The sequence below is a fragment of the Citrobacter sp. MGH 55 genome, assembly GCF_016906145.1.
GTDB classification, from domain to species: Bacteria; Pseudomonadota; Gammaproteobacteria; order Enterobacterales; family Enterobacteriaceae; genus Citrobacter_A; species Citrobacter_A amalonaticus.
Genome location: NZ_CP070239.1, coordinates 3813856 through 3835619 on the forward strand (window position 1 = coordinate 3813856; position 21764 = coordinate 3835619).

Annotated in this window: 21 protein-coding genes; 7 read left to right on the forward strand and 14 right to left on the reverse strand. The window is 52.2% G+C overall.

The window, feature by feature from the left end; translation table 11 throughout:
• Positions 1 to 126 precede the first annotated feature (126 nt).
• Positions 127 to 492 (reverse strand): hypothetical protein, encoded by a 366-nt coding sequence (locus JTI98_RS15640; protein ID WP_216081497.1) that lies wholly within the window; start codon positions 490 to 492, stop codon positions 127 to 129.
• A 92-nt stretch (positions 493 to 584) separates the two neighbouring features.
• Between JTI98_RS15640 and tam the strand changes: the two genes are divergently transcribed.
• Positions 585 to 1343 (forward strand): trans-aconitate 2-methyltransferase, encoded by a 759-nt coding sequence (gene tam, locus JTI98_RS15645; RefSeq protein ID WP_058588061.1) that lies wholly within the window; start codon positions 585 to 587, stop codon positions 1341 to 1343.
• A 2-nt stretch (positions 1344 to 1345) separates the two neighbouring features.
• Here tam and JTI98_RS15650 read toward each other — a convergent pair whose 3' ends face one another.
• From JTI98_RS15650 to sad, 10 genes are all read right to left on the reverse strand, one after another.
• Positions 1346 to 1771 (reverse strand): CaiF/GrlA family transcriptional regulator, encoded by a 426-nt coding sequence (locus JTI98_RS15650; protein ID WP_080721897.1) that lies wholly within the window; start codon positions 1769 to 1771, stop codon positions 1346 to 1348.
• A gap of 321 nt (positions 1772 to 2092) precedes the next feature.
• Entirely contained in the window at positions 2093 to 4876 is a 2784-nt protein-coding gene (locus tag JTI98_RS15655; RefSeq protein ID WP_216081498.1) for an autotransporter outer membrane beta-barrel domain-containing protein, read from the reverse strand.
• A gap of 223 nt (positions 4877 to 5099) precedes the next feature.
• Positions 5100 to 6014 (reverse strand): bestrophin family protein, encoded by a 915-nt coding sequence (locus JTI98_RS15660; protein WP_044327160.1) that lies wholly within the window; start codon positions 6012 to 6014, stop codon positions 5100 to 5102.
• Positions 6015 to 6220: 206 nt separating this feature from the next.
• Entirely contained in the window at positions 6221 to 7672 is a 1452-nt protein-coding gene (locus tag JTI98_RS15665) for a tagaturonate reductase (protein WP_216081499.1), read from the reverse strand.
• A 106-nt stretch (positions 7673 to 7778) separates the two neighbouring features.
• Entirely contained in the window at positions 7779 to 8306 is a 528-nt protein-coding gene (locus JTI98_RS15670; protein ID WP_216081500.1) for a GNAT family N-acetyltransferase, read from the reverse strand.
• Positions 8307 to 8380: 74 nt separating this feature from the next.
• Positions 8381 to 9817, reverse strand: coding sequence for a diguanylate cyclase (locus JTI98_RS15675; protein WP_044258890.1), 1437 nt, complete (start codon positions 9815 to 9817; stop codon positions 8381 to 8383).
• A gap of 183 nt (positions 9818 to 10000) precedes the next feature.
• The gene (locus JTI98_RS15680; protein WP_043000716.1) at positions 10001 to 10360 is read right to left on the reverse strand and encodes a DUF4186 domain-containing protein; all 360 of its coding nucleotides are present in this window, start codon (positions 10358 to 10360) and stop codon (positions 10001 to 10003) included.
• A complete protein-coding gene (gene glsB, locus JTI98_RS15685; RefSeq protein ID WP_044327163.1) occupies positions 10360 to 11286 on the reverse strand; it encodes a glutaminase B in 927 nt (308 codons plus the stop codon). The genes JTI98_RS15680 and glsB overlap by 1 nt, the downstream gene beginning before the upstream one ends.
• Positions 11287 to 11349: 63 nt before the next feature.
• Positions 11350 to 12939: a methyl-accepting chemotaxis protein gene (locus JTI98_RS15690; RefSeq protein ID WP_216081501.1), complete on the reverse strand. Its 1590-nt coding sequence runs from the start codon at positions 12937 to 12939 to the stop codon at positions 11350 to 11352.
• A 101-nt stretch (positions 12940 to 13040) separates the two neighbouring features.
• A complete protein-coding gene (gene sad, locus JTI98_RS15695) occupies positions 13041 to 14429 on the reverse strand; it encodes a succinate-semialdehyde dehydrogenase (protein ID WP_058588054.1) in 1389 nt (462 codons plus the stop codon).
• Between the two features lie 99 nt (positions 14430 to 14528).
• Between sad and JTI98_RS15700 the strand changes: the two genes are divergently transcribed.
• Both JTI98_RS15700 and JTI98_RS15705 read left to right on the forward strand, forming a co-directional pair.
• Entirely contained in the window at positions 14529 to 15389 is an 861-nt protein-coding gene (locus JTI98_RS15700) for a LysR family transcriptional regulator (RefSeq protein WP_044258879.1), read from the forward strand.
• Positions 15390 to 15482: 93 nt separating this feature from the next.
• Positions 15483 to 16679 carry a sugar transporter gene (locus JTI98_RS15705; protein ID WP_216081502.1) on the forward strand — a complete coding sequence of 399 codons (1197 nt, stop codon included), beginning with the start codon at positions 15483 to 15485 and terminating at the stop codon, positions 16677 to 16679.
• 34 nt (positions 16680 to 16713) lie between these two features.
• Here the strand turns inward: JTI98_RS15705 and JTI98_RS15710 are convergent, their stop codons facing one another.
• Positions 16714 to 17376: a MarC family NAAT transporter gene (locus JTI98_RS15710; protein WP_043000722.1), complete on the reverse strand. Its 663-nt coding sequence runs from the start codon at positions 17374 to 17376 to the stop codon at positions 16714 to 16716.
• Between the two features lie 259 nt (positions 17377 to 17635).
• Between JTI98_RS15710 and marR the strand changes: the two genes are divergently transcribed.
• Genes marR through marB form a run of 3 tightly spaced genes read left to right on the forward strand, consistent with a single transcriptional unit; the run spans position 17636 to position 18722 of the window.
• Positions 17636 to 18070 carry a multiple antibiotic resistance transcriptional regulator MarR gene (gene marR / locus JTI98_RS15715; RefSeq protein WP_043000723.1) on the forward strand — a complete coding sequence of 145 codons (435 nt, stop codon included), beginning with the start codon at positions 17636 to 17638 and terminating at the stop codon, positions 18068 to 18070.
• A 19-nt stretch (positions 18071 to 18089) separates the two neighbouring features.
• Positions 18090 to 18470 (forward strand): MDR efflux pump AcrAB transcriptional activator MarA, encoded by a 381-nt coding sequence (gene marA / locus JTI98_RS15720; protein WP_139155862.1) that lies wholly within the window; start codon positions 18090 to 18092, stop codon positions 18468 to 18470.
• A 33-nt stretch (positions 18471 to 18503) separates the two neighbouring features.
• On the forward strand, positions 18504 to 18722 hold the full coding sequence (gene marB, locus JTI98_RS15725) for a multiple antibiotic resistance protein MarB (RefSeq protein WP_043000725.1): 219 nt from the start codon (positions 18504 to 18506) through the stop codon (positions 18720 to 18722).
• A gap of 105 nt (positions 18723 to 18827) precedes the next feature.
• Here the strand turns inward: marB and JTI98_RS15730 are convergent, their stop codons facing one another.
• Both JTI98_RS15730 and eamA read right to left on the reverse strand, forming a co-directional pair.
• Entirely contained in the window at positions 18828 to 19181 is a 354-nt protein-coding gene (locus JTI98_RS15730; RefSeq protein ID WP_043000726.1) for a nuclear transport factor 2 family protein, read from the reverse strand.
• A gap of 273 nt (positions 19182 to 19454) precedes the next feature.
• The gene (gene eamA, locus JTI98_RS15735; RefSeq protein WP_043000727.1) at positions 19455 to 20357 is read right to left on the reverse strand and encodes an O-acetylserine/cysteine exporter; all 903 of its coding nucleotides are present in this window, start codon (positions 20355 to 20357) and stop codon (positions 19455 to 19457) included.
• Between the two features lie 196 nt (positions 20358 to 20553).
• Between eamA and ydeE the strand changes: the two genes are divergently transcribed.
• Positions 20554 to 21741, forward strand: coding sequence for an efflux MFS transporter YdeE (ydeE, locus tag JTI98_RS15740; protein WP_216081503.1), 1188 nt, complete (start codon positions 20554 to 20556; stop codon positions 21739 to 21741).
• Positions 21742 to 21764: the final 23 nt, after the last annotated feature.

The window sequence follows — 21764 nt, forward strand, 5'->3', positions numbered from 1 at the left end:
CAAATAAAGATTAAGACAGAATCTGCCATTTCACGGTCGTCATTGTCCTGCTGATTACAAGCGTTCTCGCCAGTTCCTGATGCCTACAAACAGAATTCGCTGCAGCCTCTTCCAATGAATTACCGTTCACCAGGCCTCTGGCTCTCTTAGCATATGGACAATGTTGCACGGATTCATGATCCAGCCGCCCTTGAAACCGTTGGGTAACGGTTCGACTGCGTCACAACGGACCACGCCACATTGTTCAACATATTTTTCGGCAGCGCTGAAATTGGGCGTGAATAATTCCAGCCAGAGTTCAGCCTGACTGAGTCCCGGCGCTTCATCAATCCAGAGCCTGTTCGGTCCGAGTTCGAATCCGACTGCCGGCGGCTTATCAATAATTTCCGGTAATCCAATAACATTGCGATAAAAATCAATCGTCTGTTGATACTGATGTGATGGGACCTTCATCGCAATGTCGATACCACCTTTGATATCTGGTTTATTCATAAGGAATTTCCTTCCCAGTCGCTGCCAATACTAAACTAGTATAGTTCATACCTTATGCACACTTAGTTGAACCATTGACAGGAGAATTACTGATGTCCGACTGGAATCCGGCGCTGTATATGCAGTATGGCGCAGAACGTTCAAGACCCGCCGCTGAACTGCTGGCCAGAATTCAACTTGAGCATGTCTCTTCCGTGGTTGATTTGGGATGCGGCCCCGGTAACAGTACGGCGTTACTCCAAAGCCGCTGGCCTGGAGCGAGTATTACCGGTGTAGATACCTCTCCAGCGATGCTGGATGAGGCGCGAACGGCTTTGCCAAATTGTCACTTTGTTGAAGCGGATATTCGTCAGTTTCAACCCGTCACACCGCCCGATGTCATTTATGCCAATGCCTCTCTACAGTGGATCCCCGATCACTATGATCTGTTTCCCCGCCTGGTCACCCTGCTGAATGATAACGGCATTCTGGCCGTGCAAATGCCGGATAACTGGCTGGAACCTACACACGTGCTGATGCGTGAAGTGGCTTATGAACAGGATTATCCGAATCGCGGTCGTGACGCCCTGCCCGGTGTTCACGCTTACTACGATATTCTGAGCGAAGCGGGATGCGAAGTGGATATCTGGCGCACAACCTATTATCACAGGATGCGTTCCCATCAGGCGATTATTGACTGGGTCAGTGCCACAGGGTTGCGCCCCTGGATGCAGGATCTCAATGAACACGAACAGCAACGGTTCCTGGAGCGTTATCATCAGCTTTTACAAGAGCAATATCCACTTCAGGAAGATGGCCAGATATTACTGGCGTTTCCGCGCTTGTTCGTGATTGCGCGTCGCCAGTCCTGATCTCACTCTCTCAGCGGACAGGCTGCTTTCCAGGCGGCCAGCTTCGCTTCATTATTCCCGGTTGGTCGTGATAATAGCCAGTGTGAAAGCTGACGATCGTCCGTTGCGGTACTCTTCTTTACCTGACGAGTTGCAGGTGTCGCTTTGGCAGGCGGTGCCGTTAAGTTCCCCGCCGTCGCCGGTGAATGTATTTTGACTAATAGCTGACAATGTCCGCCCCGTACTGCCGTTTTGCGAACGCTGAATTCGATGTCGTGTTTATCGTAGCGGTGACAAAGATAATGCAGTATCCCGCTGGCCCGGCGCAGGTCAATATGAAATGCCTGGCTTACGTCATTGCGTGAAAATTCTTTATTGCGCAGAAATCCCCACCAGGCAACGGCTCTGAACAGCGGCATTTCCCCTAAATGCCGGATTTCCTCGGGCATGTGAAAACGGTGCTCCGCGCGTCTTTTCGTGGTGGAGGACGATGAATTAATAAGCATCGCGTTCCCTTAATAACGATTGGCCTGAATATCAGGTGGATTAAAAGTGTCCAATACATTTATCACGCAAATAGAGTGGAATTATTTGATCTCAACGCGCCTGAGATAAATCGCTTTAATTACCTTGTAACGGAGGTTTCCTGCGTTATTCGTCAGGTAATAGAGTGATGCAGTCTATTAATTCACATTTTTCGTTAATAGTTCAGGGAGGTGTTGATGATAGAGACAACCCCGCGCATCCTGCAGAATGCGCGGGGTTAAGCGTTAAAAGAGCAGCTTCAGACCAAGTACTGCCTGGGTATCGCTAAATCCCTCACTACCGATCTGCTGACCAATATTTCCCCACAGATGCAGGCGCGAATTTATTTTCGCCTCAACGCCCGTTCTAAGCTCTGCAATATTTTTCGCTCCATCGACTGAGCCACTGATCTCATTCATTGAGACCGTATCATTACGCGTATTATGCAGCCAGTTCAGCTCAACAAAAGGTTGAAAGAGTCGATCTTTACCTTCATCGCGAATAGGGTAACCCTGCATAAAGGCTTTTACCCCAAGACGACTTTGTAGATTACCCTTCCCTTTATCCCGCACCCATGTGCCGTTATCTTCACGGTGATCGTCGGCAGAGACGTCCATCCAGATAAGCTGCGCTTGCGGTTGCAACCAGTAACTCAGACGCGGTTGTTCAGCCAGTTTAACGGTGTGTCCCATCTCAAGAGATGCGGTCATTCCTTTCGAACGATAGCGTTCTTCCGCCAGAGATTCTCCGCGTACCGTGTTTTCAAACCAGTTGTAGAGCACCCATGCGTCTATCCAGGTTCCCTGCTTCGCGGCATTATCGGCATACCAAGTCGCGTACAAGCCTGCGCTGTAACCTGAAACCGTGCTGTCCGCACGATAATGGGATAATGATGACCGGGTATTGCTCTGACTGTTGGCATAACCCGTCATGACACCAAGATGCCAGCGATCCTCCAGACCGGCACTCCACTGAGCCAGATCGCCACCAATCTGCACCACATAACGATTACTTAGGCTGCTTAGTTGGCCGGAACGGTCATGAAAACGAGTATGCCCGCCAACATTGCGTAACCACAGACTGGTGACACGCGTTTCCCCGGTGATCGGGTCGATATACTGCGTTTCACCTAACCGGTCGTGCAAACGGGTAACAAACAGGGTGTTAGCCGCCCTGCGATTTGCCAGGTATGCCCCCATTTCCGGGCGCATCACCGCCGCGGATGAGCGCTCGACGCCTGGGGATGGCGTAGGCAAGGGAGTCGGATCATCCTCTTTCGGTTCAATAATCGGGTCATCTATCGGATCGATATCGTCGACGGGCGCCCAGGTATTGACCAGATACCAGTGGTTGGAATCCATGATCCCGTCGTCATTTTCACTTTCAACTCCGCGTAAAAGCGCGTAGTCATACCCCCCGGCAACCAGACGGCTTTGGGCAACAAATTCACCCGCAGAATCCCCTGCAACCTGGACAACTCGCGCACCGTTCAGATCACCAACCGCGACATTGCCTAATTCCTTCAACACGACCCGGGTTGTTCCTGCGGTGTTTCCCAAGACATTAAGCTGGTTAACCACCGGTTTTTGTTGCACTTGATCCTGTGTGCTGTTCAGGCTCAGTAAGCCATTGTCACTGTTGTAATCGCCCCTGACCGTCAGAACACTGCCTGACAGCGCCAGAGCATCGCGGTTGCCCTGCGGATCGCCAAAGCTCAGCCTCCCACCAAGCTGAAGTGACTGAATGGTCTGACTGTAGCCGTTCAGATCGAGCGTGGCGCCCTCCCCGACAGTAAAATCAGAATTCGGGCTAAAACCTGTGACACTTCCGGCGCTGAGTGTTCCGCGACTGATGTGAGTATTTCCGGTATAACGATTATCGCCGCTCAGTTGCGTCGTACCCGGTCCGCTATGGTTGACATGACCGTAGCCTTTTATCGCTGCATTAAGAGAATAACCTTCGCTGGTGTGGTTAAAGTTCAGTGTTGCAGTACTATTTTTCTGGTTTGTGTCACTTAGTATAATGAGCGGCGTCTCGATAGCTCCTGCTTCTTGTGCGGTTTCACCGGGTTTGCCACCGATATTCAGTGTGGCGGTACTTCCTGTCCCTATGCCAAGCCAGATTCCCTCTCCTGTCTTAACTTTGCCGCCATTACTGATATTAAGTTCACCTTTGGCATCATTTGGCGTGGTTCTAAAGCCCCCCAAAATGAGTAATGTACCAACCTCTAAAAGAGAATTTTCGCCGTCGACATTCACGACGCCGTTTCCTTTAAGAGTTGAGTTTAACGTCTTTCCGACATAGCCAATATTCATATGTCTACTAACTGAAAGTTGACCACCGTTCAAAATATCCAGTCGGCCCTCTGCCTGATCGCCCACAACAGCCCAACCGGAACGGATCGACGAATTCTCACCTTCTACAGTGGTCAGTCCTTTTGCATCAGCATAAAATTCACCGATGCGCAGTTCGTTAATATTAGAGATCTGACTTCCCTCTTTAACGGTTAATGTTCCGTCGCCGTTATTTTTGCCGACAAACAGATTCTTGCCACTGAGATCCCATTGCGCACCTTCGGTTAACGTCACAATTCCGACAGCACCATTACCAATCGCGCTTGCAGAGGATTTAATGGTGCGTCCTGTTATTGTGAGTTCACCTTTTGTGCCCTGACCGACGGTCAGGGAGCCAAACTCACGCCATCCAGGCTCGTTATTCACTTCCGCAGATAAAATGACCTGGGCATTTTCGTTAATAAGAACACTACTGTTCGCCGTCGTGGGCGTCCAGGATGCTGTTAATGTCTTTGTCGCTTTGAGTTTTTTCTCAATACACTCTGCGGCCGTTTCACTTTCGCAGCGTATTTCCTCTGCCAACAGACCTGTCGGGGCAAAAAGACCGGTGGTGGCAAGCAGCAGTCCTGGAATAACCGGCAACGGAGAGAGAGACTTTATTGATACCAGTGATGGCGTCGACGCCTTTGCATCGACACGCGGGGTGTCATTCATTCCTGATTGAATAGCGTTCATAGATAATCCTCCTGATCATCGTTTAACATCCTGATATGCACTGATGGCATGCCGATGTTTTAAGAACGCCTTACGACCCTTATCAAGAGTTATTTTTAATCGCGCAGAAAATATTCGGACATTATCTGAAATTCAATCATCGGTGATAAGTTAATCCTGAAAACCGATGTTAGCGCATTGACACACCCAGCCTGTCGTTCATTTACTGGAATGTTCCCTTCTTTTACGTCAACTGGTAGTGCTTATCCGGCATCAGTTTCGCTGGAATGGTCGATTCATCATTCATCTCCAGCAGGTCAATTTCGATGGCATTACAGATAGCATCCAGGGGCAAATCGTTATTCTCTGTTCCAAACGGATCCTCCAGTTCTTCCGCCAGTGCATCCAGAGAGATGAAGGTATAGGAGATGAGGACCGAAATAAAAGGCGTCATGTAATGCAGATCGACCACCAGGGCGAAAGGCAGCATGATGCAAAACAGATAAACAGTGCGATGGAGGATCAGCGTATAGGCAAACGGGACCGGCGTATTGGCGATTCTTTCGCAACCGGCAAGAACGGCGGACATGTCATTTAAGCGATTGTTTAAACTATGAAACAGGATATCCGAGAGTTGCCCGTCTCGACGACGTGTCGCCAGCCATTCACCCATTATCAGTAAAATGCGGTTTGCCGGAGAGTGAGAGGCAAATACACGTTGCAGATCTTCCGTGCAAAGATACTTCGCCAGCGGCTCAGCCTGTGGCTTACGCCGCAGCGTCATGCGCAGACAGTGAGCGAAGGCGATTTGCAGTCGGACAAACTGCCCTAACTCGCGGTCATCCGGTAAGACCGTTTTGACTTCCCGCAGCAGTGAACGAGAAGCGATCATCAATTGTCCCCAGAGTTGACGCGCCTCAACATAACGGGAATAACAGGCGTTATTACGAAAACCCAAAAAGATAGCGATTGCCACACCGAGGATGCTGAACGGTGCAAGGGTAAATTTGATACCCAGCATCGTATACCACGGCAGCAGGACGATCACGACAATAGACAGCAGAAAATTAAGCAGCAAGCGGGAAGAGATTTTTGCCAGTACAGAGCCGTGCCAGACGAATATCAGGCGTAACCAGTGCTGTTGCGGACGAACGATCATGACGGTTTTCTGGAAAGAAACGAATCCTGCTATTAAACGTGATCTGGATCAAACATTCAAGCATGTCCAACGTGACGTTGTCACCTGCCTTATGCTAATAGACACGTTCATGCACAAGGCTAACAGAGGGGAATAGTTATTAAATACACTGTATGTTGTAACTATAGTGCTTGTATAAGAAACCCGGCCTTAGCCGGGTCACTGCTTTAGCAAAGCGGTTTCACCGCTTCTCGCATTCCTTTTGACAGAATGGCATCGAGATCGGCAGTCACCTGCTCAACCAGCCCCGCCACTTTCGTCAGGTCTTGCTCCCAGTGTTCTTCTACCGCCAGCACGTCACTCACCAGTTGCTGAGTCGTCATCTGGCGATCGCCATGTTGGCTCCAGAGTTGCTGAAAACGGGTGATCCAGTGCGCATCGTCCTGAACCGGGTAAGCTTCCCCATTACGCTCACCGCGATAGAACGCAATCAGGGCGGCTAACGCGAAGGTCAGACGAGCCGGGAGTTGGCCGTTCGCCTTCTGCCCTGCCAACAACTGGGGAAGAATGCGGGTGCGGAATTTGGTCATCCCGTTCAACGCAATCGACAGCAACTGGTGCTTAATATAGGGGTTACGGAAACGTCCGGTAACCGCACTGGCAAATGACTCCAGTTCATCACGCGGCAGATCGAGAACCGGGATGATCTCCTCATAAATCGCTTTTTCCACAAAGGCGCAGATTTCGGTGTCATTCATCGCCTCGCCGACCGTATCCAGTCCTGCCTGGAATGCCACCGGTACCAGTGCCGTGTGCGCACCGTTAAGGATAGCCACTTTACGCTCTTTGTACGGCTTAATATCCTCAACAATCAGAATGTTAAGCGGATATTTATCGAGACGCAGTTCTGCTGCCAGTGATTTCGGTCCCTGGATCACAAACAGATAAAAGTGTTCGGCTGTATCGAGGAAACCATCGTGATAGCCCAGTTTGCTCTCCAGTTGCGCCGCTTCATCGCGCGGATAACCCGTGACAATACGGTCCACCAGCGTGGAACAGAAGACGTTTGCCTGATCCAGCCAGGTGATAAATGCCGCTGGCAGTGACCACTCCTGCGCATAGCGCAGCACCAGCTCACGTAGAGCATCACCATTATAATCAATCAGTTCGCAAGGGATGATGATCCAGCCTTTATCCGACGCGCCGTTGAAATGGCTGTAGCGTTCAAACAGCAGACGCGTCAGCTTCGCCGGATAACTTACCGCTGGCGCATCATCAAATTTATCACCGGCGTGATAACTGATACCCGCTTCCGTGGTGTTAGAGAACACAAAACGCATCTCAGGATTGTGCGCCAGTTTCAGGAACGCATCGTAATCACCGTAAACGCTGATTTCACGATTCACCGAACGAATCAGACGAGCATCGCTGACGGCTTCTCCCTGTTCATTCAGACCGCGAATGATTGTCGTATAAAGACCATCCTGGGTACTGAGCGAAGGTGGGAATGGACTTTCAATAGGTCGAACAATGACCACACCAGAATTCAGATCGGTATGTTCATTCAGCAGATCAACTTGCCAGTCAACAAAGGCGCGAAGGAAATTACCTTCACCAAACTGAATGATGCGTTCAGGATAGTGAGCACCGGGAAAATCGCGACGGTTAAGTGTTTTCACAATGGGTTCCCTTTCGATTAGTCATACAACCTGATTAAATTGGTAGAACAGGTTAGCAAAACTTTACGACAGTAAAACCCTGTTTTGATCAATTCATGACAACTATTTATAGAGATTTATAGAAAAACGTGGTGCCGGTCAGCTTTCCATCTGGCATTAGCGCATAATCAGGGATCTCACCGGCTTTGAGCCAGCCGCAAGAGTGGTAGAACAACTCAGCATCGCTTCCTGTAGCGGTATCCAGCACCAGCTGCGTTTTTTGCTGCTGTATTGCGCACGTTTCCAGCGCCGTCATCAACTGACGAGCGAATCCCTGACGACGTGCGCTGGAGTGAACTAAAAGTTTCGCCACGTCCGCGCGATGAGGTTGATTTTCCGGCTGCTGGAGAATGAGTTGCACGGTACCGACAATCACACCTGAGGGGTTGTCGAGCGCAAGAACGACGCGCTCTCCTCTGCCCGCGCTTTGCGCGACGTCATGCCAGAATGCACATGCTTTTGAACAGGTAAACGGTAATACAAAACTGACTGATGCGCCGCGCGTCACACAGTCGGTCAGGACGTCACAGAGCTCATCAATTCTCGCCTCGATAGCTCCCGCATCTAACACATAACAGGATTTTGCCAGGGTCATGTTGCCTCCGTAATTGAGACAACACCATGCACTTAACATTGTGATAACACAACGGGGAGTTCCATAGGATATTGTTATGCCAGATCGCTTCCAGCAAAGACGGTCTTATCCGTCCGGCGATCGCTGGTCCGATTACGACCTTCGTTCTTCGAGCGGTACAAACACTCGTCCGCTTCAACCATCAAGGTGTTGAAAACGTCCGTCAGCAAATGGGTGCCGATACTGCCATTCCCAAGGCCAATGCTGACTGTCAAATAGATATTCTGCTGGTTCCAGGTGAAGGGTTGCTGTGCGACCGCCGTACGAATATTTTCCGCCAGCAGCATTCCCTCATCAGGGTGCACTGAGGGAACCACCACGACAAATTCTTCCCCTCCCATACGCGCCACCAGCCCCCGGTCACCGATAATCTCGCGAATACGTTGTGCAAACACGCGGAGTACTACATCGCCGCATTCATGACCGAAGTTGTCATTAATGCTCTTGAAATAGTCGATATCCAACAGCATGACAGTGATATGCTGCGAGCGCGGGTACTCCTGACGCTTCAGCGCTTCATAAAGCCCGGAACGAGAATAAACGTGGGTAAGAAAATCGAAATCGGCGCGCAGGGAAACCTGCTTCATCAGGGAATTAATCGCCGCCACGCTGACTGAAACCATAATGGGGCAAATTGCCATCGTGGCAATTCCCAGTCGGGCAGAGAACATCTGCGGCGTAGACAACGGTGACGCCACCGCGATATTGATTATCGAATTTGCCACCAGCACAATTTCAACGGCGCCGGTAAGAAAAGTCAGCAGACAAGTGACCTGCGGGGTGTAGCGCACCGCACACCAGATCAGCGCCGGCAGCGGAAAGGCCAGGCTTCCGGCGCCGCCAATAATGACTGATGCCAGCACCGAGATAATTAACGCCGCCACCGGCATCAGTTGTTCGGGTTTAAAGCGTTTTACCGCGCCGGGAATACCCAGCGTCAACATACAGGGCACAATCAGCACCCCGGTTGAGAATTGTTCGCTGAACCAGTCAGCCACCAGTGGCCAGAATGACAGTCGGTCGATACCCACAGATCCCATCGCGCCAATTATGGCGCAGAGCAGTGCCGCAATCAGACAGTAATTAAATAAGCGTAACGCACTGATAGGCTCATATTTATTTTTCCCCAGTCGCTTATCGCGGATCACCAGTTGGGCGACAACCACGATAAACACCATGTTGGAGAGATTAATAATCAGCGATACCCATCCCCACTCGGTGGTGATCGCATCATAACCCAGCATGGCGACGTAGCTAACAGCATAATAATGCAGCTTGTTTAACCAGACATAACGGGCAAAAATCCCGGCGATCACGCCGTTGAGCGGCCAGAACAGCGAGAGTTCATGCACCAGGCGCAGTTCGGCGCCAATAAAGTAGAACAGTGTGGTTAAAGCAAAAATAACGCTGGCGTTACGCAGTGAATGGCCTTCCTGAAACAGCCGGAAAGACGGAATGTGGAGTACGTGCATTAAATATCTATCCATATAATTGCCGTCGGCAATTATCTCTGCGTAATGGTTATAATATTTAAGAGAATAGCATGAATTATTCTCAAAGGTAGTCGTACTCCAGCTGCGTTAACATTTTTATTTGTTAAATCCGCCAGCAATAAACCATGCTTATTTTATGGGATTAACGTAACCATTTAATTATTACGGTGTATTCATTTGAAGCACTAACCAGTGATGGATAACAGCGACCACATACTGCTGTTGCTCATCGCTCAACGGCTGTCCCTGGGCGATATTATGCCATTTAGCAAGACAGCCGCGACAGCAGGTCGCCGTGGCATGTTGGGCGATAAATACCGGATGACCGCGCATCGGCGTTTGTTTGCCGTCATTGACCGGTGCGGCTGGCGCAAGTCGCTTCGCCACAAAATCCGCAGCATGTTGATCGATAACCTCTGCTCCTTTATCCCAGCAATACTGTCTCTCTTTCGTGCCCAGACGAAAACGGGAGCGAAACGGCGAGCGCGACAGACGGGCAAAAAGCGGATCAAACGTGTTCATCAGTAAACTGAACGTCCTAAGCGTTGAGTCAGTTGTTCCAGCGCAGCGATACCCGCGAGCGAATTCCCGGTCGGATCCAGTTCAGGACTCCACACGGCGATCGCCATCTCATGCGGCACTATCGCCACAATCCCCCCGCCTACACCCGATTTCGCGGGCAAGCCAACGCGCCACGCAAATTCCCCGGCGTTCTGGTACATTCCGCTGGTCGCCATCAGCGCATTGATCTGTCGTGCCTGCATCGGCGTCACCACAGGCTCATCAAGATGAAACGCTTTCCCCTGGTTCGCCAGAAAGACAAACGTCTTAGCCAGTTCCACACAGCTCATTTTCAGCGCACAGTAATGAAAATAGTTTTGCAGGACCGTCGTCACGTCATGATGAAAATTACCGAAGGATTTCATCAGCCAGGCAATGGCGGCATTACGGGCGGAGTGTTCGAACTCTGAACGGGCCACCACCGCATCATAAGCGATATCCGGCACACCGCTCAGCGCACGAACCACTTCCAGCATACGCTGACGCGGTGCGCTGAGTCGCCCCTGTAACATGTCACAGACAACCAGCGCCCCGGCATTAATAAACGGATTACGCGGAATGCCGTACTCCATTTCTAACTGCACCAGCGAATTAAACGGCGAACCGGACGGATCTTTCCCCACCCTTTGCCAGATCTCATCCTCTGAATAGTGACGCATTGCCACCACCAGACTGAGTACCTTCGAAATTGACTGAATGGAAAAGCGTTCAGTCGCATCCCCGGCCTGCCAGAGCTGACCTTCCACGGTGCAAATCGCAATACCCAGTCGGGACCCGTCAACCGAGGCCAGCGCGGGAATATAGTCCGCAACCTTGCCCTGACCTATCAGCGGGCGAACCTCCGCCAGAATGGCCTCTAAAATTGAATTGTCCAGAGTGATTGCCACACCACGCTCCTTGCCTGCCGGTCTGAAAAGGGCTGCGAGTATAGCAGAGCGGAATACCCCACGTCAGGCCGGAAGTCGGAATCTCGCCACGGCGTGAATCAACTGGTGCGATTCATTATGTAACTGCTGCGAGGAAGCCGATGCCGTATCCACCAGTTCGCGGGTATCACGCGCGACCAGGTTCAGCGCCTGCAGCTGACGCGTCATTTGATGGATTCGGGCTCCCTGATGCAGCGTCGCGGCGGAGATATCATTCAGCGAGGCGCCCAGATTTTCCACCAGCGCGATCACCTGCTGTAAGTTCTCTTCCAGATGCGTCACTGCGCTTGACCCTTCTTCTATTCCTTGCAGAGAGTGATAGATCAGCGCCTGAATATCCTGCGTGGACTGACTGCTCTTGCGCGCCAGCAGTCCCACTTCTCTTGCCACCACCGCAAAGCCGCGTCCCTGCTCACCGGCATGGGCGGCTTCGATAGCCGCGTTCAGCGCCAGAATATTAGTCTGGAAGGCGACGTTATCAATCAGCGCAATAATCCCGCGCATTTCCGCCGAGCGCGTCACAATCGCCTGCATTGAACGATTCACGGTATCCATCATTCGGTCACCGCCTGCCGCAATGGCGCGCGCTTCTTCCGCACGCTTATTCGCCAGTTGGGCATATCCGCTGTTATCTTCAACGTGCGTTTCCAGCACAGAAATATGCGAGGTGACGTTATGCAGTTCTTCACTCTGTTTCGCCGACTGCTGATACAAGCGCGTATTGTTCTGCGCCAGCCTTTCGATATTGTCAGCCATCGCCGTCGTTGCCTCACTGACCTGCAGGACCAGCTCACGTAGCCCCTGCTGCATCGCACCAATTCTTACGTGGAGCTGCGACACTTCCCGGTTAGACCCAGGTACGGCAGGAAGCGGCTGTGAGAGATCGCCTGCCGCCAGAATATCAATATGTGCGATCAGCCGACGCAGCGGAGAAATCACCCAGCGCGACATCCCCCACCAGACCGCGATCGCAATGGCCAGCAGCATTATCGGCAGGAGTAAGAACAGATGCTGAAGATTGAGTAGACGATCCAGCAGTTGTTGTCGTCCACTCTCCCGCTCCTGGGCAGTGACTTTTTGCACTCTGGCATAGTTATCATTGAAGTCAGCCTGAAACGCCTGAATGGGCACCGCAAAGAACGCGTCAATCGACTGCGTCTTACTTAGCCCTGTCACCTGTTCCTGGATACCGCCGCTAAAACGCTGATAGCTGTCGACCAGCCCGTCGTCCGCCTGCGGGTTCATTTCGCGCCATGCCTGCCACGCGGTTGTCGACTGAGTTAACGCCTGCCGGGCTTCGTCAATCAACGGCTGCCAGCTGCCTTCAGAACCCGTGGCGGCATCCTGCATAAAGTAAACACCCGCCCGATTGAGCAGATCGCTGGCGGTCAGAAGCGCAATCCGTGCCTCTTCAACTTTTGTCTGTTGACGCAACGCCTGTTGGTTACGCTGCTCGTTTTCCCGGGCCTGACTGACAGAAAACGACAGCATCAGTGACGACGTCATTTGCAGCACGGAAAACAGCGCAATGATGCAAAAAATCCCGGTTAACAGGCCAAACTGCTGCGGTAGAAAACGGCGCGCAACGCGACGTAAAATTTGAGTTAAGTTCATAATATTCTTCAGTATCAACACGTTAAGCGCGAGTCTACGAAGCGTAAATGACAAAACTATGGCAGAAATGTGACAAGGCGCCCCGCAGAGCGCCGGAAAGATTAGCGTCGGTTCTTCCAGACGGTCTGCACATTACAGAATTCACGCAGACCAAAGTGCGAGAGTTCGCGACCAAAGCCGCTCTTCTTCACGCCGCCAAACGCCACCCGGGCATCGCTGGCGCTAAAGCCGTTGATAAAGACACCGCCGCATTCCAGACGTGCGGCCATCTCCAGTGCCCGGGCTTCATCGGCGGTAAAAAGGGTCGCCGACAGACCAAAGTCACTGTCGTTTGCGAGTTCCAGCGCGTGCTCAGCACTCTTCGCTATGGCGATCGCCGCAACCGGCCCGAACAGTTCTTCGCGAAACGCCGTCATCTCAGGGGTTACGTTGGTCAGCACCGTGGCCGGATAAAAGTTACCGGCTCCGGAAGGCATCTCACCGCCAAGTCGTAACTCAGCGCCTTCGGCAATCGTCGCCTGCACCTGCTGATGCAACTCGTCACGCAGATCGGCACGCGCCATCGGTCCGAGTTCGCTCTCCTCCGCCAGCGGATCGCCCTGCTTCAGCGCGGCGGCAGCCGCCACAAAGCGCGCGATAAAGCACTCTGCGATCCCCTCTTCGAGAATAAAGCGTTTCGCCGCCGCACAAACCTGCCCACTATTTTGGTAGCGTCCGGCCACCGCCGCCTGCACTGCCAGATCCAGATCGGCATCGTTAAGCACAATAAACGGATCGGAACCTCCCAGTTCCAGCACACATTTTTTCAACGCGGCTCCGGCCTGAGCGCCAATGGCTGCCCCTGCACGCACGCTACCGGTCACCGTCACGGCCGCAATCCGCGCATCGTTTATCAATGTGCTGACGCCCTGATTATCCGCATTCAGCCAGCCGTAGACGCCGACGGGTATCGCTGCATCAGCAAAAACCTGGCGGATGATTTGCGCGCAGCCAATGACGTTCGGCGCAGGCTTAAGCAGATAGCCATTACCGGCCAGCAAAATCGGCACCGCTCCGCGCAGCACCTGCCACAGCGGAAAGTTCCACGGCATGACCGCCAGAATGGTACCTAACGGACGATACTCAATGACCGCCTGTTGGTTTTCCACCTGCGTGGGTTCAGCGTCCAGCATCGCCGGGCCGTGTTCTGCATACCAGTCACACAGTGACGCCGATTTTGCCACCTCTGCACGCGCCTGTTTAATCGGTTTGCCCATCTCACGGGTAATGCACTGCGCCATCTCTTCGCCACGCACGCGTAAGGCCTGGCCGATGTCACGTAATTTCTGCGCCCGATACGCCACCGTAGTCTGTTTCCAGTCGCGAAATCCCACGGCCGCAAGCTGTAGCGCCTGTTCAATGTCTTTGGCCGTAGACCACGGCAGTGCTGAAAGGCGTTCGCCATTGTACGGGTTGGTGGAAATGGCGTGGGTTGCCGGTGAAATCGTCATACAGTCTCTCCATCATTCTTGATGCGATCATCATGGACGCATTTACTCTTTCCTAAAAATGAATAATATTAACCAAACTATTCACGATGAGAGAACATTATGGATCTGACCCAACTGGAGATGTTTAACGCGGTTGCCGAAACGGGCAGCATCACCCAGGCAGCGGCGAAGGTGCACCGTGTCCCCTCCAATCTCACCACCCGCATTCGCCAACTGGAGGCCGATCTCGGCGTCGATCTGTTTATTCGCGAGAATCAGCGCCTGCGCCTTTCCCCCGCCGGGCACAACTTTCTGCGCTACAGTCAGCAGATCCTCGCGCTGGTTGACGAGGCGCGAATGGTTGTCGCGGGTGATGAACCCCAGGGGCTGTTCTCACTGGGCGCGCTGGAAAGCACCGCCGCGGTACGCATACCGGCTACGCTTGCTCGCTACAATCAGCGCTACCCCAAAATCCAGTTCTCCCTGGCGACCGGGCCTTCTGGCAACATGCTGGACGGCGTGCTTCAGGGTCATCTCAATGCCGCCTTTGTGGACGGACCGATTACCCACCCCGGTCTTGAAGGGATGCCGGTGTATCAGGAAGAGATGATGGTGGTTACGCCGCACGGTCACCCGCCAGTGACACGCGCCAGCGAGGTCAACGGCAGTCACATTTACGCCTTTCGCGCCAATTGTTCCTATCGCCGCCATTTCGAAAGCTGGTTTCATGCCGATCGGGCAATGCCAGGCACGATCCACGAAATGGAGTCCTATCACGGCATGCTGGCCTGTGTGATCGCCGGTGCCGGTATCGCGTTAATCCCCCGTTCGATGCTGGAAAGTATGCCCGGACATCAACAGGTTGAGGCCTGGCCGCTGTCCGGTAACTGGCGCTGGCTGACGACCTGGCTGGTCTGGCGGCGCGGGGCGAAGATGCGCCAACTGGAAGCGTTCATTGAGCTGCTGACGGAACAATGCTGAAAACGAGAGCTGAATCACAAAGCGGTTGTCTTTTCATCAGCAAACGTTTTAAGATCGCATCCTCTCCTTTTCGCAACGAACCGATTCATTCATATGACAACTCCAACGGTTTCCCGCAAAGTCGCGTGGTTACGGGTCGTTACGCTGGCTATTGCTGCGTTTATTTTCAATACCACAGAATTTGTCCCTGTGGGTCTGCTTTCCGACATCGCACAGAGTTTTAGTATGCAGACCGCACAGGTCGGGATCATGCTGACGATCTACGCCTGGGTTGTCGCGCTGTTGTCCCTGCCGTTCATGTTGCTGACCAGTCAGGTTGAGCGGCGTAAGCTGCTGATATGCTTGTTTGTGCTGTTTATTGCCAGCCATGTGCTCTCGTTCCTGGCGTGGAACTTCACCGTGCTGGTGATTAGCCGCATCGGGATTGCCTTTGCGCACGCGATCTTCTGGTCGATTACCGCCTCACTGGCGATCCGCCTTGCTCCCGCGGGCAAACGCGCTCAGGCATTAAGTTTACTCGCCACCGGAACGGCGCTGGCGATGGTGCTGGGCTTACCGCTTGGTCGTATTGTTGGTCAGTATTTTGGCTGGCGAACCACCTTCTTCGCCATCGGGATGGGGGCATTCATCACCCTGATTTGCCTGATCAAGCTGCTGCCGAAATTACCAAGTGAACATTCCGGCTCGCTGAAAAGTCTGCCACTGCTGTTCCGCCGTCCGGCGCTGATGTGCCTCTATCTGTTGACGGTGGTGGTGGTGACGGCGCACTACACCGCGTACAGCTATATCGAACCGTTTGTGCAGACTGTTGCCGGGTTGAGCGCGAATTTCGCCACCGTACTGTTATTGGTGCTGGGCGGTGCAGGCATTATCGGCAGCATCATCTTTGGCAAGCTCGGCAATCACCATGCCTCGGCGCTCATCAGCATCGCCATCGCGCTGCTGCTGCTCTGCCTGGTATTGCTGTTACCTGCCGCTGACAGTGAATCTCATCTGGCTGTTCTGAGCGTTTTCTGGGGGGTTGCCATCATGGTGATTGGCCTCGGGATGCAGGTGAAGGTGCTGGCGCTGGCTCCGGATGCCACGGATGTAGCGATGGCGCTGTTTTCCGGCATTTTCAATATTGGTATTGGCGCGGGCGCGCTGGTGGGAAATCAGGTGAGTCTGCACTGGTCGATGTCAACCATTGGCTACGTGGGGGCCGTTCCGGCACTTGCCGCGCTGATCTGGTCGGTGATTATCTTCCGTAAATGGCCGGTCTCATTAGAAGAACAACCACAGCATTCCTGACAAACAGCCCGATCATCGCGACCGGGCTTTTTGATCAGTAGGTTTTAATAATTTCCAGCACGCCGTTAATAATAAACTGCACGCCCATACAGACCAGCAGAAAGCCCATCAGCCGGGAAATGGCTTCAATACCGCCCTTGCCCACCAGACGCATAATCGCCCCGGAACTGCGTAAGCATCCCCACAGGATCACCCCCACCAGGGCAAAGATGAGCGGCGGCGCGACGGTAATCACCCAGTCAGGAAAATCCGTGCCATGACGCACCGTTGAGGCGGAGCTAATAATCATCGCAATGGTCCCCGGCCCCGCCGTGCTTGGCATTGCCAGCGGCACAAACGCGATATTGGCGGTCGGCTCATCTTCCAGCTCTTCAGACTTGCTCCGCGCCTCCGGCGATTCATGCGCTTTTTGCTGCGGAAACAGCATGCGGAAACCAATGAACGCCACAATTAACCCCCCGGCGATACGCAGGCCCGGAATGGAGATACCGAAAGTATTCATCACCAGTTGGCCCGCATAGTAGGCCACCATCATGATGGCAAACACGTAAACCGATGCCATTAACGACTGGTGATTCCGTTCTGCGCTGTTCATGTTCCCGGCAAGGCCGAGAAACAGCGCGACGGTCGTCAAAGGATTCGCCAGAGGGAGAATCACTACCAGCCCCAGCCCTATTGCTTTAAACAAATCCATCATATTGGCCGTCATTCCTGTTTCACCCATGTATTAGCGGCAAGTATAAGTGGAAAACCATGAAGTTAGCCATTCTGGTGCTGTAAGCATTCGTTAGTGACCTGAAAGATAACTGGTAATTATCATTAACTAAATAAAATGTGACACAGCGCGTGTCTTTTCGCTTTTAGCAAAACGTGTGATCGGTAAATCCATTCGTTTGACTTATAGTTGCCTGGGCAATATTATCTGCCGTAACTAAATACTTGCCAGGGCAACCATTGTGAAAAGCACCAGTGACTTATTCAATGAAATCATCCCACTGGGGCGCTTGATCCACATGGTCAATCAGAAGAAAGATCGTCTGTTGAACGACTATCTCTCGCCGCTGGATATCACGGCAGCACAGTTTAAGGTGCTCTGCTCTATCCGCTGTGCGGGCTGCATTACCCCGGTTGAACTGAAAAAAGTGTTGTCTGTCGATCTCGGCGCCTTAACGCGCATGCTCGAGCGTCTGGTCTGCAAAGGCTGGATTGACAGACTGCCTAACCCACATGACAAACGCGGTGTGCTGGTGAAACTCACCGAACACGGCGCGGCAATTTGTGAGCAATGTCATCAATTAGTAGGACAAGACCTGCACCAGGAATTAACAAAAAACTTAACGGCGGACGAAGTGGCAACACTTGAGCATTTGCTTAAGAAAGTACTGCCGTAAAACAAGAAGAGGTATGACGATGTCCAGACGCAATACTGACGCTATCACCATTCATAGCATTTTGGACTGGATCGAAGATAACCTGGAATCGCCGCTCTCACTGGAAAAAGTGTCTGAGCGTTCAGGTTACTCCAAATGGCACCTGCAACGGATGTTCAAAAAAGAGACCGGCCATTCATTAGGCCAGTACATCCGCAGCCGTAAAATGACCGAAATAGCGCAGAAATTAAAAGAGAGTAACGAGCCGATTTTATATCTGGCAGAACGTTACGGTTTCGAGTCGCAGCAGACGCTGACCCGGACATTCAAAAACTATTTCGACGTTCCGCCGCATAAATACCGTATTACCAATATGCGCGGCGAATCGCGGTATTTGCTACCGCTGAACCATTGTAACTAACCATCGCCTGTAAACGACGTAATCGAGGAAATCATGAAACTGTTGTCTTCTGCAATGCTGGCCCTGCTGCTTGTTGTCTCAGGTCAGAGCGTTGCGGAGCAATCCGCGCAGCCCACCACGACAAACAGTCGTGACACGATGATTGTCCCCACTTCACAGGAACAGTCGCCGTTTGATTTTAATCACATGGGCGCGGGAAGTGACAAGTCCGACGAACTGGGCGTGCCCTATTACAACCGGCACAGCCTGTGATTCGTTTTCGCCCTGCTGAAAAGCGGGGCTTTTTTTATCCTCCTGATCGTTATATTCTTAAAATTTCCCGCAGCGCCGTTTTCGCTCTTCTTTTACGTCTTCATTTTATTCAATAGGCAAATTATGCTGTCTCAAGAAAGTTAGCTTATCCCAGTAGCCTCTTTGAAATAAAATTTTATTATTTACTATTTGGAAAAAACCGCAACCTCTCAGACCTAATGGGTCACGCCACTCTAAAATTGCCCATTGTCCATCTTCGAAAATGTTTTCAACGATACAAACCATATCCGTGTAAGAAAAATCTTGCTCAAACATTTTCTTTATCGCCTCTTTACCAATAACTGGCTCATTGGCAACCTGATGATTTATTGCATTCTCATCATATAATTCTGAAATAGTTTCTATATCAGCATTATTAAATGCGTCAACCCATTGGCAAAGTATCTCTTTTGGCGTCATATAATTTACCTCCAACCTGTGAACATTTCCTCGTCGTAACATATCATCAAAAAATTATCAAGTTCAACATTTATTTAAAATATAGCCATCACTTAAAAATAGAGCAGCCTGTGCATGGCTGCTCTATTAAAATATCTGTTACTATTTTTAAATTCATTTCTAAGTATTAAATAACAATGGATGATTGTGATAATATTAACGTCAGTTTCTACCTGCCAGGCCTGATAAGCGCAGCGACATCAGGCAATCCCTGCGCTATTTGCTTTTTCCGCCCTACGATCCCCTCACCTGCGCCGTTCTGCGCCAGCGAAAACCAAACACGTTGATGTACAGACCGGCCATGATCAGCACCGCGCCAAACAGCTGTAATGCGCTCAGCGTTTCGTCGAGCAACAGCGCCGCGCTGGCCAGTCCCACCACCGGCACCAGCAGGGAGAGCGGCGCAACACGCCAGGTTTCATAACGCCCGAGCAGCGTACCCCAGATCCCGTAGCCGACTATCGTGGCAACAAAGGCCAGATAGACCAGCGATAAGATCGTGGTCAGATCGATGGCAATCAGGCTTTCAACGATTTGCGTCGCGCCGTCGAGCAACAGCGACGCTGCAAAGAACGGCAGTATCGGAATCAGTGCGCTCCAGACCACCAGCGACATTACCGGCGGGCGCGAGGCATGCCCCATTATTTTTTTATTGAAGATATTGCCGCAGGCCCAGCTAAATGCCGCCGCCAGCGTCAGCATAAAGCCGAGCATCCCGACATGCTGTCCGTTGAGGCTGCCTTCAATCAGCACCAGCACACCAAAAATTGCGAGCGCAATTCCGGCAATTTGTTTGCCCTGCAAACGTTCGCCAAAGGCAAATGCGCCAAGCACGATGGTGAAAAAGGCCTGAGCCTGCAATACCAGCGACGCCAGCCCTGCTGGCATGCCAAATTTGATCGCGCAAAACAGAAAGGCAAACTGACCGAAGCTGATTGTCAGGCCGTAACCGAGCAGTAGCGACAGCGGAATACGCGGACGCGCAACAAAAAATATCGCCGGAAACGCCACCAGCAAAAAGCGCAACCCCGCCAGCATCAGCGGTGGCATTGCATGCAGCCCCACCTTAATGACAACAAAGTTCAGCCCCCAAACCACCACCACCAGTAATGCCAACAGCCCGTCTTTGCGCGTCATACCACCGCTCCGCGAAGTTTAAATTTTTGTAAACAAGTTAAAGTAACGGAAATGAGTAGCCCGCAACAGATCATTAATTCTGGTAGGGATAGCAGTGCACAATAGAACAATTTATCCGCTATACATCACACTTTTGCCGTGTTATTTCTTTACATATCTAAAACAAATATAACGAAACGCACTGTCGGGCAGAGAAATGAACAAAACGCTGAGACGATCCACCCTTGCTTTACTCGCCTCCTCACTGTTACTGACGATCGGTCGTGGCGCAACGCTGCCCTTCATGACCATTTATCTGAGTCGCCAGTACGACCTGAGCGTGGATCTGATCGGCTATGCCATGACCATTGCGTTGACCATCGGCGTGGTCTTTAGCCTTGGCTTTGGCATTCTGGCGGACAAATTCGACAAGAAACGCTACATGCTTCTGGCGATTTCCGCCTTTGCCTTTGGCTTTATCGCCATTCCGTTGGTTGATAGCGTAATGCTGGTGGTGCTGCTTTTTGCCCTGATCAACTGCGCTTATTCGGTGTTTGCCACCGTGCTGAAAGCCTGGTTTGCCGACCATCTCTCGCCCGGCGCGAAGGCAAAAATCTTTTCGCTCAACTATACGGTACTGAATATCGGCTGGACCGTTGGCCCGCCGCTCGGCACGCTGCTGGTGATGCAGAGCATCAACTTACCCTTCTGGCTCGCCGCCTTCTGCTCCGCCTTTCCGCTGGTGTTTATCCAGCTTCTGGTTAAGCGTTCTGCCGCCGCCGTTAATAGCGAAAACAGCGTCGCCTGGTCGCCTGCGGTACTGCTGCACGATAAAGCACTGTTCTGGTTTACGCTGTCGGCGTTTCTGGCCTCGTTTGTTTCCGGTGCGTTTGCGTCCTGTCTCTCTCAGTACGTGATGGTCGTCGCCGATGGCAATTTCGCTGAGAAAGTCGTGGCGGTGGTGTTGCCCGTCAACGCCGCGGTGGTCGTCAGCTTGCAGTATGCCGTGGGGCGCAGACTGACGCCGGCTAACATTCGTCCGCTGATGGGCTTTGGCACCGCCTGTTTTGTGATTGGTCTCGGCGGGTTCATGATCTCCGGCAACAGCCTGCTGCTCTGGGGCGTATCCGCCGCGATCTTTACGCTTGGTGAAGTGATCTACGCACCAGGTGAATACATGCTGATCGATAACATCGCCCCACCGGGTATGAAGGCCAGTTATTTCTCCGCGCAGTCGCTGGGTTGGTTGGGGGCGGCGTTTAACCCGTTGGCCAGCGGCGTCATTCTGACCTCTTTCCCCGCCTGGACGCTGTTTATCGTCCTGATGGTGGCGATTATTGTCGCGTGGGCGCTGATGCTTAAAGGCATGCGGGTCAGACCCTGGGGCCTACCGGCGTTGTGTTGAGCTGATGTCGTGCAGGTCCAAGG